This is a genomic window from Enorma phocaeensis (assembly GCF_900186505.1).
In the GTDB taxonomy this organism is placed as follows: Bacteria; Actinomycetota; Coriobacteriia; order Coriobacteriales; family Coriobacteriaceae; genus Enorma; species Enorma phocaeensis.
In genome coordinates this window covers 739,424-757,484 of sequence record NZ_LT891970.1, presented here as the reverse complement: position 1 = coordinate 757,484, position 18,061 = coordinate 739,424, and the positions used below count along the sequence as shown (strand labels likewise).

General features: G+C 63.1%; 15 protein-coding genes and 2 tRNA genes. 15 read left to right on the top strand and 2 right to left on the bottom strand.

All coding sequences use genetic code 11. The features are described from left to right. The first annotated feature begins 501 nt into the window (after positions 1–501). Positions 502–3,996: a SpaA isopeptide-forming pilin-related protein gene (locus C1717_RS09515; RefSeq protein WP_102372929.1), complete on the top strand. Its 3,495-nt coding sequence runs from the start codon at positions 502–504 to the stop codon at positions 3,994–3,996. Beyond that, positions 3,993–4,364, top strand: coding sequence for a helix-turn-helix domain-containing protein (locus C1717_RS09510; protein ID WP_245859619.1), 372 nt, complete (start codon positions 3,993–3,995; stop codon positions 4,362–4,364). The genes C1717_RS09515 and C1717_RS09510 overlap by 4 nt, the downstream gene beginning before the upstream one ends. Positions 4,365–4,476: 112 nt before the next feature. Here C1717_RS09510 and C1717_RS09505 read toward each other — a convergent pair whose 3' ends face one another. Then, positions 4,477–5,391 (bottom strand): trimeric intracellular cation channel family protein, encoded by a 915-nt coding sequence (locus tag C1717_RS09505; protein ID WP_102372927.1) that lies wholly within the window; start codon positions 5,389–5,391, stop codon positions 4,477–4,479. A 184-nt stretch (positions 5,392–5,575) separates the two neighbouring features. Here C1717_RS09505 and C1717_RS09500 point away from each other — a divergent pair. The 13 genes from C1717_RS09500 (at position 5,576) to C1717_RS09440 (ending at position 17,285) form a co-directional block, all read left to right on the top strand. Further along, positions 5,576–5,666: transfer RNA gene (locus tag C1717_RS09500), tRNA-Ser, on the top strand. Between the two features lie 49 nt (positions 5,667–5,715). Next, positions 5,716–5,806: transfer RNA gene (locus C1717_RS09495), tRNA-Ser, on the top strand. Positions 5,807–5,884: 78 nt separating this feature from the next. Next, entirely contained in the window at positions 5,885–6,805 is a 921-nt protein-coding gene (locus tag C1717_RS09490; RefSeq protein ID WP_180965914.1) for a DUF4013 domain-containing protein, read from the top strand. A 371-nt stretch (positions 6,806–7,176) separates the two neighbouring features. Then, entirely contained in the window at positions 7,177–7,470 is a 294-nt protein-coding gene (gene rpsF, locus C1717_RS09485; RefSeq protein WP_102372925.1) for a 30S ribosomal protein S6, read from the top strand. Between the two features lie 87 nt (positions 7,471–7,557). Continuing rightward, positions 7,558–8,022, top strand: coding sequence for a single-stranded DNA-binding protein (locus C1717_RS09480; RefSeq protein ID WP_102372924.1), 465 nt, complete (start codon positions 7,558–7,560; stop codon positions 8,020–8,022). Between the two features lie 60 nt (positions 8,023–8,082). After that, on the top strand, positions 8,083–8,349 hold the full coding sequence (gene rpsR / locus C1717_RS09475) for a 30S ribosomal protein S18 (RefSeq protein WP_102372923.1): 267 nt from the start codon (positions 8,083–8,085) through the stop codon (positions 8,347–8,349). A gap of 20 nt (positions 8,350–8,369) precedes the next feature. Beyond that, positions 8,370–9,377 carry a YybS family protein gene (locus tag C1717_RS09470; RefSeq protein ID WP_102372922.1) on the top strand — a complete coding sequence of 336 codons (1,008 nt, stop codon included), beginning with the start codon at positions 8,370–8,372 and terminating at the stop codon, positions 9,375–9,377. Positions 9,378–9,414: 37 nt separating this feature from the next. Then, on the top strand, positions 9,415–9,945 hold the full coding sequence (gene rplI, locus C1717_RS09465) for a 50S ribosomal protein L9 (RefSeq protein WP_102372921.1): 531 nt from the start codon (positions 9,415–9,417) through the stop codon (positions 9,943–9,945). 645 nt (positions 9,946–10,590) lie between these two features. Continuing rightward, the gene (gene dnaB / locus C1717_RS09460) at positions 10,591–11,970 is read left to right on the top strand and encodes a replicative DNA helicase (RefSeq protein ID WP_102373123.1); all 1,380 of its coding nucleotides are present in this window, start codon (positions 10,591–10,593) and stop codon (positions 11,968–11,970) included. A 162-nt stretch (positions 11,971–12,132) separates the two neighbouring features. After that, positions 12,133–13,416, top strand: coding sequence for an adenylosuccinate synthase (locus C1717_RS09455; RefSeq protein WP_102372920.1), 1,284 nt, complete (start codon positions 12,133–12,135; stop codon positions 13,414–13,416). Between the two features lie 62 nt (positions 13,417–13,478). Beyond that, positions 13,479–14,396 (top strand): DegV family protein, encoded by a 918-nt coding sequence (locus C1717_RS09450; protein ID WP_102372919.1) that lies wholly within the window; start codon positions 13,479–13,481, stop codon positions 14,394–14,396. Positions 14,397–14,426: 30 nt separating this feature from the next. Continuing rightward, the gene (gene purD, locus C1717_RS09445) at positions 14,427–15,731 is read left to right on the top strand and encodes a phosphoribosylamine--glycine ligase (protein ID WP_102372918.1); all 1,305 of its coding nucleotides are present in this window, start codon (positions 14,427–14,429) and stop codon (positions 15,729–15,731) included. Positions 15,732–16,181: 450 nt separating this feature from the next. Further along, positions 16,182–17,285, top strand: coding sequence for an ATP-binding protein (locus tag C1717_RS09440; RefSeq protein WP_102372917.1), 1,104 nt, complete (start codon positions 16,182–16,184; stop codon positions 17,283–17,285). Between the two features lie 502 nt (positions 17,286–17,787). On the opposite strand, the gene C1717_RS10865 is transcribed toward C1717_RS09440, so the two are convergent. Further along, positions 17,788–18,060, bottom strand: a complete 273-nt coding sequence (locus tag C1717_RS10865; protein WP_245859618.1) for a hypothetical protein — start codon at positions 18,058–18,060, stop codon at positions 17,788–17,790. Position 18,061 lies beyond the last annotated feature (1 nt).

Below are 18,061 nucleotides of genomic sequence, written 5' to 3'. Positions count from 1 at the left end.
CCGCTCGACCGGAGTGTACATAGTTCTGCATCTCGATGCATCGCGCGCGGTCGCCGCTCATCGAGATACATGAGGATAGCCATTCTGGGCCCAAAATCCGCCGATTCCATCCATATTCGTGTACCTCGATGAATCGGGGCCTGCCGAGATACAGGGATATGGACAGATCCAGGGAGCCCAGCGCGCGGGGGCACCTGTGCCGGCCGCCTGCGGTAGGCGGCCTTCCTTGGATTGTGACGCCCGCGAACAACGTGATGAATAAGATGCGCCATGGGGACAGTGCGCGCTCGCATGGTAGCCCGCCTTTCGAGGCCACCCCTCGACGCCGGCGCGCATGCCGTTAGGCACATGACTGCAACCGTCTGCCCGATGGTTTGCGCAAATGTATATAAAAACTAATGACCAGCTTGAAAAACACTTGCGTTTTTTTTTTCTTCGCTAGCCTAAAAAAAAGATGCATGTAATCGGATGAATATTGCATAAATGTGGTAGGGGGTACACATGCGGGGGAAGTCTTTGAGGGCACGGCTGGCGGCGCGGGCGTCGATGCTGCTCGCCGTCGCGTTCGTGGTGTTCAGCATCCCGATGATCGCCTATGCCGTGAACGGGTCGGGGCGCGCGTTCAGCGACCATACCGTTCCGACGGTCACGCCGCGTGGCACCACGATCAACCTGTTCGACTACTGGAACTCGAGCACGCAGGGCGAGAACCTCAACTGGGATACCGACCAGGGCATCAACGCCGGGCACCAGCTGCATTTCAACTCGGGTGTGTCTGGGAACCTGCTCAACTCCTGGACGGGCAACACCGGAAACCCCGGTGGCAGCCATCATGGCGCGCCGCTCGCTGGCATGCTCGAGAACACCTTGGTGAACGGCTACCCGAGCCTCAACGCTCAGACGATGAGCGGTGAGGCGAACATGGAGGGCGGCTGGCAGCAGGTGACGACCCCGGTCAGCTCCGAATCCCTCGCGTACCTGTTCAACAGCTACGACTACCGCACGAGCGGCGCGAACAACGTGCAGGGCAAGGCAGCCTACACCGACGTGCAGGGTCTGCTCCAGGTCGATGCGGACGGCTACTACTATTACGACAGCAAGGACAACTTTGCCTCGTTCAACGAGGGCACCAACTCCTTCACGGTGTATGACGCTCCCGCGGTCACCTACGGCAGCGAGCCGAACGTGACCTATGGCCAGTTCTTCCCCTTCGACAGCGCCGAGGATGTGTTCACGGAGGTCGGCGGAAACCTCGACGGCAGCCAGACGAACGCGGGCAGCCAGGACCTCAACCACTACTTCGGCCTCTCGATGACCTCGCGCTTCGTCCAGCGCGACGGCGGCACCAACAACGGCCAGGCCGTCACCTACGAGTTCTCCGGCGACGATGACGTCTGGATCTTCATCGACGGTGTGCTCGTGGCCGACCTGGGCGGCATCCACGACGCGGTGAGCGTGAAGATCGATTTCAAGACCGGGAGCATCAACGTCACCGCGGCCGACGGCACCACCGACGTTACGCCTTCGGACATGCGGACCATCAAGGAGTGCTTCGAGGAGGCCGGCCGGACGACGTCTGTCCAGTGGAGCGGCAACACCTTCGCGGACAACACGTACCACACCCTCAACTTCTACTATCTCGAGCGCGGCAACAACGCCTCGAACATGAACCTCAAGTACAACCTCGTGAGCGTCCCTGAGAGCGAGATCGTCAAGGTCGACCAGGACGGCACACCGGTCGAGGGCGCGACCTACGAGCTCTATCGGGCGAACGCGAACTACGAGAAAGAGGGCAACGCCGTCTATACCGGCACGACCGACGCCAACGGCCGCCTGGTCTTCACCGATGCCAACGGGTTCCCCATCGCCCTCGAGCAGCTCAAGAACGCGAGCAAGAACTACGTGCTCGTTGAGACCACCACACCCGATGGCTACCGGTCCGCGGACGAGGTGCACCTGTACTTCTCGGGCGGCAACCTGCTCGTTGACAACGAATGGGGCACGGGCGCCTACGCCCAGGCGAAGGTGACCACCACGCTTCCGGCGGACACGGTCTACGACGCCAAAACGGGCGACCCGATCGAAGTCGCCACGGACGGCCGCATGAACGGCACGGTCTTCGCGGTCGTGATGAAGCGCGACATGACCAAGGACTTCGATGACGAGACCGCCTGGTCGCCGGTCTCGGGCGACGCCATCGAGGGATGGACGGTCGCCGACGGCCACACCTGGGACGAGGTGCTCGCCGCCGCGCGGCGGAACCCCTACCAGCTGAGTGTCACGTCGAGCGGCGCCATCGAGGGCGATATCGAGAACATTCCCGGCGACGTGAACAAGTACCTCTACCAGATCAAGAACAGCGGCGAAGACGAGACCCAGGCCGAGTACACGATCTCGTACTACTACACCACCGCCACCTCGATCGACGGGGCGACGGCGGACAACACGCACCGTCTCTATTCCAACGGAGAGCGGGGGCATGAGGAGTTCGACCGCACCTTCTCCGTGCGCATCTACATGTCCAACATCTGGAACCGCCTCATCGTCCACAAGGTCGACGACGCCGGCAGCGCCATGAACGACGTCGAGTTCGCGCTCTACAAGGCCGCCGACGTGACCATCGAAGCCGACGGCACGGCCGAGCGTCCCGCGACGCAGCCGGTCGATACCGTGACGACGGGCGACCTGGCCGGTATCGGCTCGGGCTATGCGGTCTTCCCCTCGGGGAACAACGAGCTCATGACCGGTGACTACGTGCTGCTCGAGACGAGCGAGCCTGCGGGTCACGAGGCGAACAAGACCGCCATCCGCGTGACCGTGAACGACCAGGGCGTGTTCGCGCACGCCGGCACCGAGGACGACGGCGTGTCCGTGAGCCGCGGGATCGGCAGGGTCGTGCGCAGCATGCTCCAGTTCGCCGCCGGCGACAAGGTCGACGCGACCCTGCATGACGTCGAGGCGACGTTGCTCACCAACGACTCGACGGATTTCCTGACCGCGGACACTGTGTGGACGCCTTCCGCCGAGAGCATGCACCTGCAGTATGACAACGCGGGGACGGGTGCCGAGGACTACATCCCGGCGGAGGGGACCGGCAGCCCGTCGAGTCTCACGGTCGAGAGCGGCTGGTCGTCGCTGTCGATCCGGCAGTGCCTCGATCACGACGGCGACACGGAGTCGTTCAAGCAGGACCTCGGCGACCAGGAGCTCTCCGTGGTCTTCTCCAACAGCGTGACGGTCACGGTCGAGAACCCGCGCGTGGGCGTCGACTACGCGGTCGCGGGCGGCATCTCGGTCGAGAAGCAGCTCGAGGGCAAGGACCTCACGGCGGACAACCGCTTCGAGTTCGTGCTCACCGCTGCGGACGCCGCCTCCGCAGCGAAGGCCGGCATCACGAGCCCCGACCTGAGCGTCACCGTCCAGAACGAGGACGCCTCGATGGTTTCCGGCGTCGCCACGGCCCCCGTACCGTTCGACCTCGCCTGGCAGCGCTTTACCGCGGACGATGCGGACACGACGTACCGCTACACGCTCACGGAGACCGATACGGGCGTCGAGGGCTACACCTATGACGACACGGCCTACTCGATCGTGATCGGGACCGCGGTGGACCAGCAGACGGGTGCCGTCACGGTGACCACGACCGTCAGCGACGGGCTCGCCACCGAGCAGTACGTCTACTCCACGGTAGACGGCGCCTCCGGCGATCCGGCGACCATCACGTTCGAGAACTCCTATACGGAGCCCGAGCCCGAACCGGAGCCGGAACCCGAGCCGGAGCCCACGCCCGACCCCGGTGACGACACCCCGGACGATCCCGGCGATGGCTCCACGGGCAGCACGCCCTCCGAGGACCTGAGCCACGGCAACGGCGATGATGACGTGCTCGCCGCCACGGGCGACAGCACCCCGCTTCTCATCGGCGGCGTCGCCGCGGTGGGCGCGGTCGCCCTCGCCATCGGTGTGCTCGCCCGTCGCGCACGGGGCCTCAAGTGATAACCAGACCTCATGAGGGGGCCGCCCAAGCGGCCTCCTCCGCTACGGCTCCAGCTGTGGCCCCGCGGGTCGGGGCGGTCCCCACGACGGTGAACGGGCGGCACGCGTTCGCCGACGAGCGCACGCTCGTCCTCATCGCCCGCGCGACCGAGCGCGGGGAGGACATCCTGCTCAGCAAGCGCGAGATCGCCGAGCGGTTCGAGATGAACCAGCGATCCATCGACCGGGCGCTCACCCGGCTGAGGCGCGACGGCCTGGTGGTCTCGACGCCCCAGTTCAACGATGCCGGCGCGCAGGTGGGAAACGTCTACCGCGCGACCGAGGCGGGCATGGAGCGCGCGGTCGCGCTCACCAGCGGCACGGCGTAGCGGCGGGGCGGGCGCCTCGGGCTTCGGGACGCCATGGTGGCGGTTGCGCGTCCGCGTGCCGCTACCGATTCGGCCAGCATTCGAGCGCCTCGAGATGCGCCCACACGGCAACCTACATATCCAGGCGCCGCTGCTTGCGCTTGCGCTTGTTCTTGCGGAGGCGGGCGAGGGCCTGCGCGCGGCGCTCGCGCTCGCGGCGCGCCTCGATGTCGGCGAGCGTGCGCTCGCGGCGGTCCGCCAGCGCCTCGGCCGAGGCGACGACCGGCGTCTCCTGGCGCGGCGTCGACGGGCCGCCCTCGGCGCCGCGACGGTGACGGCGGCGCACCATGCGCGAGATGTCCACCTCGGTGGGCGTCTGGATGTTGAACTCGATCGAGAGCCAGCGCAGGAAGACGGTCACGCCGGTCGAGATCACGAGGGCGAGGATGTTCCATACGCCCAGCTTGCTGACGAGGAAGATGTAGGTCGCCGCGCCGAAGATGGCCGCGAGCGCGTAGAAGTTGCCGCGCTGGAAGATGATCGGCGTGCGCGCGAGGCAGATGTCGCGCAGCATGCCGCCGCCCACTGCGGTGAAGAAGCCCATCATGATGCACACGGTGGGGGCGAACCCGTACACATACGCCTTGTCGGCGCCGATGGCGGCGTACAGCCCCACCGAGAAGATGTCGAGCACGGCGATGATCTTGTCCGGCTTCTCGATGATGGCGGGGAAGACGAAGACCACGGTGGCGGAGACGAGGCACGCGGGCAGGGCGAGCGGCTGCTTCAGGATGTAGACGTCGCCCACCTGGAGGATGACGTCGCGGATGAGGCCGCCGCCGAGGCCGAGGAGTACGGCGAGCCAGAGGGCACCCACATAGTCGAGCTTGTTCTCGCGGGCGGTGAGCACGCCGGTGCCGGCGGAGACCACGACGACGAAGAGCTCGATCCACAGCGGGATGGAGGCGGGCTGCGAGGACGCCGTGGCGGTGACCGTCGCTGCGGTCGAGGCCGCGACGGGGGCCAGGGATGCGATCGCATCTGTCATCGGGGCCGCTCCTCTCGGGAATCAAGCACGGGGTCCATGCTATCTTACCTGCTGCGCGGCGGCTTGGCGCGTGCGCCTTGTAGACAAGTTGTGGAAGTCCGCCGCGGCCCGCACGCATCGCGTGGGCGGGAAAAACGTTGTTTGCAAAGCATGCGAGATACGGTACAATTTCGTGTGCTGTAACGGAGAGTTGTCCGAGTGGCCGAAGGAGCACGATTGGAAATCGTGTAGGCGCCAAAAGCGTCTCCAGGGTTCAAATCCCTGACTCTCCGCCAGATGCTTACCTCCGGCGCGGGCCCAGCTCGCGCCGTCTCACCCCGATGCGGAGGGGTGGCAGAGTGGTTGAATGCGGCGGTCTCGAAAACCGTTTGGCCCTTTCCGGGTCACGAGGGTTCGAATCCCTCCTCCTCCGCCAGTTCTGATTCGTAGGACCCCGTTCGGATATTCGAGCGGGGTTTGCTTGTATCAAGTGAGCGTGCAGATGGGAGGAGCGATGGAGACAAAGAGCTTCGGTCTTCTGGCATCATGGCGTACGCTCACCTCTTCTCAGGGTTGGTGGAAGCCGATTGCGCTGCTCACCTTGATGAGCTGGATTCCCATTGCTGGGCAGATCGCCGTGATGGGCTGCGCGCTCGAATGGGGCAGGTTCGCTGCTTGGGGATCGAATGAGCCTCCGCGTTGGGAGAGCATCAACTACAGCAAGCTCCTCAAAACAGGTGCTCGGGCATTCATCATCCAGGTTCTTATGGCCATCGTCTTTGGGTCGGCGCTCGGTTGGGCGTTCGACGGGCGCGGCGTGACCTTCTCCCCGTCCGGGGTTTGGCCCCGCGGCTCTTGGCTTGCGGACGAACCCGTGTATCGCATCGATGTCCTCGGCGCTATCGCCTGGGTGATCGGCGTGGTGCTCGTTGCCATACTTATCGCAGCGGTGCTTCGCGCCACGCTCTACGACGCTTTCTCTGCGGGATGGCGCCTTGACCGGATAACGCAGATGGTGGGTCGCGATCCCGGCGGCTTCGCGCGCACGGTGCTAGCCGTTGCCGCGGGCAGCGTGGCGATGGTCCTTGTGTATCTTGTATCGACGACTGCCGTCGGCATGGCGACGAGGGCCGGCTTTGCAGTGTTCGCGCTGCACCATGGGCATGGGCAGCTGCTATTCAACGGTAGGGCATTCCTCAACGGCCTCTTCTCCCTCGAGCCCTCTGTCATGCTGGTTGTGTCGATTGGAACGATAGCCTTGCAGTTCGTGCTGGGCGCCCTTGCGGTGTGCATGCAGCTCGCGGTGGTGCACGTCATGGCTACGTGGTTCCGTCGCTTCGAGGTGTGGCGCTGGGGCAACTCGTGCGATCCGCTTCCCGACGGCGTGCCTGCGTGCAAAGGGTTTAGGCAGCAAGAAGGTAGCGCAGGCGTATAAGGCGCTCGAGGTTTGCTTCCGCAGCCACGCTTCCCGTTCCATATAAGTATGGATTCCACGTGTGATCGTCCGCTGCATCGCGGCTGCCGTGTTCACCAGTGCACCTTTGGCGCCGGCTGCTACCAGCATAAGCAAGAACGGAGAAGGGTTCTTGTTGGGTTCCGGTTGGATATGCGGGAGGCTCCGGCGAGAAGATGGTTGGGGTGTCGGGGCAATATGCATACAGGGAGCGGCGTGAGATGTGTGGAGTCATGATGGCGTAGCTGCGCCTTCTTGTGTCCAGCAGCCCGAGCGGCTATAGTAACTGAGTCCTTTCCTGCTTCGGGCGCACCTTCACGACCTGAAGCCGTATGTCCAGAGGAGGTGACCACATGAAGGCCTATGAACTGCTGTTCTTCGTCAATCCTTCCCTCGATCCCGAGACCCGTCTCGCGGTGATGAAGCGTATCGACACCACCATCGCCGAGAGCAATGGCAAGGTTGACAACGTTGACGAGTGGGGCAAGCGCAAGCTCGCTTATGAGATCAACGACCTCACCGAAGGCGACTACACCCTCATCAACTTCCATGCAGAGCCCGCTTCCATCGCGGAGCTCGATCGTGTTCTGCGCATCACCGACGCGGTGGAGCGCCACATGATCGTCCGTCGCGACGACAAGGAGTAACACGCTGGTATGGAACGGGGCGCGAAAGCGCCTCAGGGGAGGCTCCCGCGCGGGACGCGCTCCCCAGCACGAGAGGTAGTGAGTCACATGAGCATCAACCGAGTTAACATCTCCGGCAATCTCACCCGTGATCCGGAGCTGCGCATGACGAGCGGTGGCACCCAGGTGCTCTCGTTTGGCGTGGCAGTGAACGACCGCCGGCGCAACCCGCAGACGGGCGATTGGGAGGACTATCCCAACTTCGTCGACTGCACCATGTTCGGCACGCGTGCGGAAGCGGTAAGCCGCTACCTCAGCAAGGGCTCCAAGGTCGCGATTGAGGGCAAGCTTCGCTACAGCTCTTGGGAGCGTGACGGCCAGCGCCGCAGCAAGCTCGAGGTCATCGTCGATGAAATCGAGTTCATGTCGCGCGGCCAGCAGGGTTCGGGGGACGGCTATGCTCCCCGCTCTTCATCCCAGGGCTATGGCCAGCAGTCCGCGCCGCGATCCCAGGCGCCCGTCCAGGCCCCGCCGCAGGTGAATGACGTCTACGACGACGACATTCCGTTCTAGGGCTTGGCCGAATGAGTGCGCTGGCGCCAGACGCCCGCGCAAAACGAAGGGTGTTTTGACATGGCTAATGATTACTCCGCACGTCAGCCGCGTCGTAAGTACTGCCAGTTCTGCAAGGAGCACACCGAGTACATCGACTACAAGGACACGCAGCTCCTTCGCAAGTACATGACCGATCGCGGCAAGATCAAGCCGCGCCGCGTCACTGGCGCTTGCACGCAGCACCAGCACGACATCGCGAACGCGATCAAGCGCGCCCGCGAGATGGCTCTTCTGCCGTACGCCGTCCCCGTGGTGTCCTCGCGCGGTAACCGCAACCGCGACTAGCCTTCCGCGAGCGTTACACGATGACTCCCAACGACCGTCGCGACACGCCGCAAACAGGGATCTTTCCCGCCGGGGTTCCCCATAAGGATGGGGCCCTGTGGTACGCCGAGATTGCTATCGCGGCGTTGATTGCGGCTTGGGGCGGCATGCTCGGCACGCTGTTTCTCGCCTTTGGCGTGAGGGTGCAAGCCGAGCGCTCCGGTGCGCGGTCGTTTATACCGAGTTTTGGTGCCGCTGCTGTGGGCTTGGTGCTCGCAGCGGTGCTGCTTGAGCTGGGTGTGTTGCCAACGGCGCTTGTTCCCGCATGCGCGGGCTTTGTCATTGCCGCCCTCATGTGGGCGCGGCGGGCAACGGTGCTTGCGGTAAGCGTCACGGTCGCCGTATGCGCAGCGCTTGGCTTGGCCATAGACGGTATCTCCCTCGCCATGCAGGGGATGGACGTCACGAAGGCCATGCCGGCGCTCCTTGTGGAGGCGTCGCGCCTCTCTGTGGGCACCAGCATCCAGGGCGACCTGGTTGTAGCGACTGCCGAGCCAATCTTCCGCGCGGTCTGGCCGTTCGTCTATGTGATGACGGCCCTGATCGATGTCGGGATGGCGGGACTCGGCTCCTTTTGGGGAGCGCAGCGCGGCGCGCCGGGCTTCGCGTCCCAGCAGGGGATGCCCCCGGCCAGGATGCCAAAGATCGCCCGGTTCGACGCTCCGCTGTGGGCGGTGGTGCTTCTAGCAGCCTCGATCGTGGGCATTGCCGTCGCCCAGGCCATGGGCAACGGGGCGGAGCTCCTGCTCGCCGCGTCGGTAACCCTGCTCCTCAGCGTGAGGTTCATCTTCGCGCTCCAGGGCTTCGGGGTGCTGTTCGGGCTCATGGACCGGTGGCGGCTCGGGTGCTTCATCCGCGCGGTGGCCATCGTGATCGCGGTATGGTTGGAGGCGATGTTCCTTCTGAGCATCGTCGGCCTCGTCGATGTGTGGGCGAACTTCCGCAAGCTTCCGCGGAACGACGCGCGCACGGAGGCACAAGATAAGTAATGCGCTGCCATATGCAGTGCGCAGGATAGGAGATCTCATGAAAGTCGTTCTTCTTGGTGAGATCAAGGGCAAAGGTGGAGAGGGCGATGTCGTAGAGGTCGCTCAGGGCTACGCCGAGAACTACCTGTTCCCTAAGAAACTCGCCGTTGCGGCTACCAAGGGCAACCTGAAGCAGCTCGAGGAGCGCCGTAACAACATCGCGAAGCGCGAGGCCGTGCGCATCGCCGATGCCAACAAGGTCAAGGAGACCCTCGAGGGCAAGCAGATCACGGTCGACGTGAAGGTTGGCGACGAGGGCATCCTCTTCGGCTCCGTGACCGCCGCCATGATCGCGGATGCCATCAAGGATCAGCTGGGCGTCGAGGTCGACCGCAAGCGCGTCGAGCTCGGTAAGCCCATCAAGGTCGCCGGTGCCCACGAGGTCGCCATCTCGCTGTATCGCGAGATTCGCGCCAACGTAGTGGTCCTCGTAGGCATCACCGCCGAGGAGGCCGCTGCCGAGGAGGCCGAGGAGGCTGTCGAGGCCGAGGATGAGGCCGTTGAGGCGACCGAGGAGGCCGCTGAGTAGCGTTCTGCTCGCATAGCGGGGACGGGCTGCCGGTTCGTCCCTTGGGGCTCGTATCGCGCTCCCTGCGCGGTGCGGGCCCTTTGCATGAGCGGCGCGCAGCGGGAGCCGCATCACGCGAGTCGCACGTGCGACATGGCTGCTGCTGCATGGTCTTTCATACACAGGCGCCAACTTTCAAGAAGAACTTGAAAGTTTCTCTTGACTTTTTCCAAGAGTAAGAAATCCACAGGTGGAATGGGGATAACGCTTCGGGAGACGCTTAGGAAGCGAGGGTAATCCACGAACGGTTCAACCATGCATCGCCTCCGGTTTGTAAGCTCTGTCCTGCGCAATGTATAGAACTAATGCATCTACCTGCGCCTTCACATAATGAACAACTATCGGAATGTAAATGCACTGCAAGTATCATGCTAGCGCTGAATAACAGCAGGTAGTCAAAGGTGCTGTGGAAAACTCAAGCTACTGCAACGACAAAAATGTGGAAAACGTTGATAACGCGATGCGCCGCAGAATGAGGCGCTCGTATTCTCCACATCGGCGTGTTGAAAGTTCACGCTGCTAAAATGGCCGCGAACTGCGGCCCGCACAGGACCCCGGATGTTCTACCATTGATGGCCCGCGACGCACGAGGAGAGGATGAGCGCGATGCCGGGTGACTACATGAGCGGTTCGATTGACCGCGGCGCCCACCAAGGGCTTCCCAACAACACCGAAGCCGAAGCGAACGTGCTTTCCGCCATGCTTCTATCGCCCGAGGTCATCGATGACGCCGTTTCGGCGCTCAGAATCGACGACTTCTATCGCCCCGCGCATCGCGAGCTCTTCGAGGCGATGGTCTCGATGAACGAGCGCGGCATTCCCGTTGACTCGATCTCGGTGCTCGATTACCTGAACTCGCAAGGCAAGCTCAGCGCCGTGGGCGGGGAGGCCTACATTCTGGAGTTGGTGGGCAATACCATCTCCCTTGTCAACTGGCAGCACCATGCCGAGATCATGCGTCGCGACTCGTTGCTGCGCGAGCTGATCTTCGCAGCGGGTAAGATCAGCGATCTCGCGTACGATGCGCCGCTCGATGCCAAGGAAGCGGTCGAGCAGGCCGAGAGCCTCGTGCTCAAGGTTACGGACCGCGAGGTCTCGAGCGCTTATCGCACGCTCACCGACTTCATGGTCGAGGCCTATAACGAGGCGTCCGAGGTCTGCGCTGCGGGAGGCCAGGCGCATGGCGTGCCGACGGGCTTCCCGAGCCTCGATCGCTTGCTGCTGGGCTTGCGCGAGGGCCAGCTCATTATCCTCGGCGCTCGCCCTGCCGTGGGCAAGACGTCCTTCGCGCTCAATCTGGCGCTCAACGCCGCGGCGGAGGGCTACACCGTGGGCTTCTTCTCGCTGGAGATGAGCGGCAAGGAAATCGCTCAGCGCCTTATCTGCGCCCAAGCGATGCTCTCCATCTCTGATTTCCGTACCGGACGCATCTCGCCCGAGCAATGGGCCAACATCAACGAGGCGACCCAGGAGCTCTCCAAGCTCGACATCCTCATCGACGATACGCCCGGAACCACGATCACCGAGATTCGCGCGAAGGCGCGCCGCATGCTCCACAACAAGGAGCGCGCCATCATCATCTTGGACTACCTGCAGCTTGTGAGCCCCCCAGCGGGACGTCGTGCCGAGAACCGCTCCGTCGAGGTTTCCGAGATGAGCCGAGGCCTCAAGATCCTTGCGAAGGACCTCGGCGTGCCGGTGATTTCGCTCTCGCAGCTCAGTCGTGCCGTAGAGAGCCGTACCGGCAAGAAGCCGCAGCTCTCTGACCTGCGTGAGTCCGGCTCGATCGAGCAGGACGCCGACATCGTCATGTTCCTCGACCGCTCGGCAGACGAGCAAGAGGCCTCGCGCGACGACCGCCCCGAGATGGGCGTCACCCGTGTCATCGTCGCGAAGAACCGCTCCGGCCCCATCGGTGACGTGGACCTCGCGTTCGTGCCGCAGTCGACTAAGTTCTACGAGCTGGACGGTTTCCACGAGGAATAGCGACGCCCGGTACCGGTTGGGTTTGACGTTTGGCGCATCCGCTGTCAACGTGAAGGAACGGTATCCGGACACGGTGGTTTACGTGAGCGGATATAATGGAAACGTTGTGTTACGCGCGCCCGCGCACGTCGTCTTGGCGCGCACGATTGATAGGAGTTGAGCATGGGCTCGGCAGTGCTGGTGGGAACCCAGTGGGGCGACGAGGGCAAGGGCAAGATCTGCGATCTGATCGCCCCTGATTTCGATTGCGTCGTTCGCTTTCAGGGCGGAAACAACGCGGGCCACACCATCGTGGTGGGTGAGCGCAAGTACGGCCTCCACCAGGTGCCATCGGGCATCATGTATCCGGATTGCATCTCGGTTATCGGCAACGGCTGCGTGGTGAACCCCAAGGTCCTGCTCGAAGAGATCGATATGTTCGAGGGCGACGGCATCTCCACCGCCAACCTCAAGGTTTCGGGCAACGCACACGTCATCATGCCGTACCACATGGTGCTCGACGGCGCCTACGAGGAGCTCCTGGGCAGCCACAACATCGGCACCACCAAGCGCGGCATCGGCCCGTGCTACCAGGATAAGATGGCGCGCATCGGCCTGCGCATGCAGGACCTGCTCGACGAAGGCGTTTTCCGTGACAAGCTCGGCCGCGTGCTCGACCGCGTGAACCCGCAGCTGGAGAAGATCTTCGGCCTGCCCACCTTCACGGTCGACCAGATCGCCGACGAGTACCTGGGCTACGCCGAGCGCCTGCGTCCTTACATCTGCGAGAGCGGCCTTCTGCTGAACGACCTCCTAGAGCAGGGAAAGTCCATCCTCTTCGAGGGCGCCCAGGCAACGCTTCTCGACATCGACCACGGAACCTATCCGTTCGTGACCTCTTCCAACTGCACCGCCGGCGGCGCGGTGACCGGTTCGGGCGTGGGCATGAAGAACATCGACCGCGTGCTGGGCATCATGAAGGCCTACATCACGCGCGTTGGCTCCGGCCCCATGCCCACCGAGCTCGCCTATGAGACCGAGGAGGGTCATATCCTCACCGAGCAGGGCTTTGAGTACGGCGTGACCACCGGCCGTCGCCGCCGCTGCGGCTGGTTCGACGGCGTCATCGCGAACTACTCCGCCCGCGTGAACGGCCTCACCGACATCGCCCTCACCAAGCTCGACGTGCTCTCCGCCTTCGATACCATCAAGGTCTGTGTCGCCTACGACGTCGACGGCGAGCGCTACACCACGATTCCCGAGCACGAGAGCCGCTTCGCGTCCGCAGTACCCGTCTACGAGGAGCTGCCCGGTTGGAAGGTGGATATCACCGGTTGCCGTCGCTTCGAGGACCTGCCGGTCGAGGCCCGCGATTACGTCTCGTTCATCGAGGATCTCGCCAAGACGCGCGTGTCGATCGTCGCCGTGGGCCCCGATCGCGACCAGACCATCATGCGCTCTTGGTAGGATCGCCCAGCGAGCAAGACAACGCTTCTGGTACGTCAGATCATCTGTTCAAGGAACGCCACATGAACCAGTTCGCCATCGTCACCGACAGCGCAGCCGATCTGCCGGCTTCGCTTGTCGAGAAGTACGGCATCAGGGTCGTGCCGCTGCACGTGACCTTCGGTACTACCGAGTATGCAGACGGCGTGGATATCGAGATCGCTGAGTTCCTCGATCGCTTGGAGCGTGTCGAAGAGCTGCCTATCACCTCGCAGCCTGCGCCGGCTGATTTCCTTGCCGTGTACAGCTCGCTTATCGACGAGGGCTACACGCAGATCCTCTCGATTCATCTCTCGGCTGCCCTCTCGGGTACCTGCGAGTGCGCCCGCGGCGCTGCCGCCTACATCGCGCAGGAGCGCGGCGCGCGCATCGAGGTTTTCGACTCCTGCTGCGCCACGGTCGAGCAGGGTGCCATGGTTCTCGAGGCTGCGTGCTGCGCGCAGGCGGGCGGCAGCATCGAGGAAGCGCTCGAGCGCGTGGGCGCCATCCGACGCACGGGCCGCATCTACTTCATTCCCGATTCGCTCGACAACCTGGTAAAGGGCGGTCGTGCAAGCAAGTTCCAGGGGATGGCGACCTCGCTGCTCAACATCAAGATCGAGGTCTCGCTCACCGAGACGGGCGCGATCGAGGTGCTCCATAAGGCGAAGGGCATGAAGAACGCCGTTTCCCACATCGTGAAGCTCATGGGCGAGCAGGCGGACGAGATGGGCCCGCTCGTGTACTACAAGCTGCATACCAAGGCCTACAAGGCGCTCGATTACATGGAAGAGGCGCTTGAGCGCTCGCAGGCGCCGATGCGCTGCCTCACGGTGGCGACCATCGGCCCCACCATCGCGACGCACGTTGGCCTGGGGGCGGTGGGGCTTTTCGCCTATCCGGAGGAGTTCCACAACCCTGAGCTCGACGGCATCGCCGAGTACCTGACGCCGAAGTTCTAAGCCGGGGCACTGCCGGCGGGAGGAGGAGCCATGACCGTTGACCATCAGACCATCGACATCCTGCTTTTGGGCAGCGGCGGCCGCGAGCATGCGCTTGCGATGAAGCTTGCCGAGAGCCCGCTGTGCGGAACGCTCTACATCGCGCCGGGCAACGGGGGCACCGCCCAGGTGGGCGAGAACGTGGCGCTCGCCGAGGACGATCCCGAGCAGGTTGCCGACTTCGCTCGCGAGACGGGAGTGGGCCTCGTGGTGATCGGTCCGGAGGCGCCGCTCGTCGCCGGTGTTGCCGATGCCGTGCGCGCGGCAGGCATTCCGTGCTTCGGCCCCGGGGCCGCCGGTGCCCGGGTCGAGGGTTCAAAGCGCTTCTCCAAGGAGCTTATGGGTCGCGCGGGCGTGCCGACGGCTGCCTACGGCTCATTCGCCGACGAGGCGTCCGCGCTCGCGTACGTGCGTGAGCAGGGCGCCCCGGTCGTGGTGAAGGCCGATGGCCTCGCCGCCGGCAAGGGCGTCATCGTGGCTACCGAGCTTGCCGAGGCCGAGGAAGCCGTGCATGAGTGCTTCGCCGGTGCGTTCGGCTCCGCGGGCTCCACGGTGGTCATCGAGGAGTGCCTGACCGGTCCCGAGTGCTCGCTTCTCGCCTTCACCGACGGCAAGACCGTGCGCCCCATGGCCACGGCACAGGACCACAAGCGCGCCCTTGAGGGCGATCGCGGTCCCAACACCGGGGGCATGGGCGTGTACAGCCCGGTTCCCATCGTGACCGACGACGAGCTCGCCGCCATGAAAGACGCCATGGCCGCCACCGTCGCCGAGCTCGCGGCGGAGGGCATCGACTACCGCGGCTGCCTCTACGGCGGCTTCATGCTCACCCCCGAGGGCCCCAAGGTGCTTGAGTTCAACGCCCGCTTCGGCGATCCCGAGACCCAGGTCATCCTGCCGCGCCTTGAGAACGATCTGGTCGAGGTCATGCTCGCCTGCGCTGAGCAGCGCTTGGACGAGATCGAGCTCGCGTGGCGCGACGAGTGGGCGGTCGCCGTGGTGATAACGAGCGCCGGGTACCCCGGATCGTACGAGAAGGGCAAGGTCATCACCGGCGTCAAGGATGCCGAGGCCATGGAGGGCGTCACCGTTTACCATGCCGGCACCGCGGTCCGCGAGGACGGCGCGCTCGTGACGTCCGGTGGCCGCGTGCTCGCCGTCACCGCGCTGGGCAACACGTTCGAGGCGGCCCGCGACCTCGCATATGCCGCCTGCGAGAAGATCGATTTCGAGGGCAAGACCCTTCGCCATGACATCGGCCTCAAAGCGCTTAAGGGCCGTGAGGCCTGGGCGTAAGGGCAGCTGACCCTTCTGATACTGGTAGTAGAACAATAGCGTGACGTTCATGCGGGCGTGGACCATGGGGTCCGCGCCCGTTTTCTGCTGATGCTCGAGTGCCGGTAGGTCCGCGCCGAGGCGGACGCGGATGGAACGTCCATTATCCGGGATCTCGATTCCCTGACTGAAATCGAGATCCTGCAATCGGGACATATCTGCTGCCAAAAGGTTCGATTCTGTCCATATCTAGGCATCTCGATGAAGGGGATTCGAGAATTGTCCATCGAGATCCACGGATTTGGACAGTTTCAACAAGGATGCGCGATAGTGGGGGCGTCTTGCCGACAAGGGACAGTCCGGAAAGGGCTCCAATCTCGAAGAGCAAAAAATAAAAAAAAGAGCAAAAAATAAAAAAGTCTCCTTAGCGACGGGTATGCTAACGGTAGGCCGCCGAGTACGGAGGATGCCATGCGGGAAACAGCCAACCCCTTCACTCCAACGTTTGGAAAGATTCCCGCCGTGTTGGCGGGGCGCGACGCGCTTATTCAGGAGCTTGAGACCGCTCTGATGTCTGGCGGCGGGGACCCAAATCTATGCAGCGTGTTCATGGGGCCTCGAGGTATCGGTAAAACGGTCCTTCTCGCGTATATGGCGCAGCGCGCAGAGTCAATGGGGTGGGTTGTGGCGAACGTGACGGCTCGTTCGGGCATGCTTGAGGATATTATCGAGCGTGCGACCGAAGCGGCGGACCGATACGTTGCCCATCATAGCGGGCCTCGACTCACGTCCATTACCGTTCCTGCACTCTTTGGAGCAACTTGGGAGTACAGAAAGCCTGCTTCCGGTAACTGGCGAACTCGAATGAACAACCTGCTCGATACGCTACAGCAACACGACATGGGTTTGTTGGTGACCATCGACGAAATTGATCCGAGGCTGGAAGAGCTGATAGATTTCACTGCTGTCTACCAGCATTTTGTTCGGGAAAACAGGCGCGTATCGGTGTTCATGGCAGGATTACCTGCGAATATATCGGCTTTGCTGTCCGATCGATCCGCTTCGTTCTTGCGACGTGCCGCACAGCACCAGCTCGGCCGCATTCCTGAACATGACGTTCGCCATGCAATCGAGGAAACTATTATCGAGGCGGGCAAAACGGTTGAAAGTGAAGCGCTCGACGTATTGACGAGTGCTTCCGACGGCTTTGCTTATATGGTGCAGCTCGTCGGGTTTCGGGCATGGGCTGCCGCGTCACAATCTAGGACGATCTCGTCAGAGCGAGCACGGGTTGGTGCCGAACAAGCGCGGAAAGACTTTATCTTTGGTGTGGTGAAGCGGACCTGCCAGGAGCTTTCCGATGGCGACCTTGCGTTTCTTGAGGCCATGCTCCCAGATCACGGAGCTCCCAGTAAGGTCGCAGATGTGGCTTCTCGCATGGGCAAGACTCCAAATTATGCGCGTGTATATCGGCAGCGCCTACTCGATGCTGGAGTTATTTCGGTGCCGAGGAGGGGAAGCGTTTCTTTTGAGTTGCCGTTGCTGCGCGAATATCTCGAGAATGAGACCATGTGAAATAAGAGTAGAAGCGTTATCTAGCTACGTCCGAATAAGTTCGAGCCTCGAATTGGAACTATTTTCGGGATTGACCAGGTGGAGCTTGCTCGCGAATCGCATCAACTCGGTTAGCGCTTGCCTTGGGACAGTCAATTTGAGGGATTGATTACTATACCGATTCAGGGCCTGTGCCAAGGGCGCATCCCGAGCGGCGGTCGCGTGCTCGTCGCCACTGCGCTGGACAACACAGTCGAGGCGGCCGCGGATGGAACGTCCGTTATCCGGGATCTCGATTCCCTGCCTGAAATCGAGATCCTGCAATCGGGACATATCTGCTGCTGAAAGGCTCGATTCTGTCCATATCTAGGCATCTCGATGAAGGGGATTCGAGAATTGTCTATCGAGATCCACGGATTTGGACAGTTTCGACAAGGATGCGCGAGGGCCGGCGCCTCGACGCGCCATGGCGGGGCTGTTGAACCGGCGCCTGCCACGGCTTGTTTCGAATGAGCCGGGCGGCCTACCCCTGCTGTGCCATCCATGCAAGCGCCTGCTGGTAGACCTGCATGCCGGCGGGATCGGTGACGTCGCGATCAAAGTCATGCGGCAGGAAGTAAACGGTCTTCATCACAGCGTGGGGCGCCAAGCGGGCAAGGGTCTTCGAAATACGCAGCGGAACGTCTTCGTCACCGCTGCTTGCTGCCACAAAAAGCGGCGGCAGCGTTGCGATGTCCTCGGTGGTAAGCGACCAAGCCATGGGTGTGCGTTCGGGCGTGCTGGCGTCGAGGCCCATC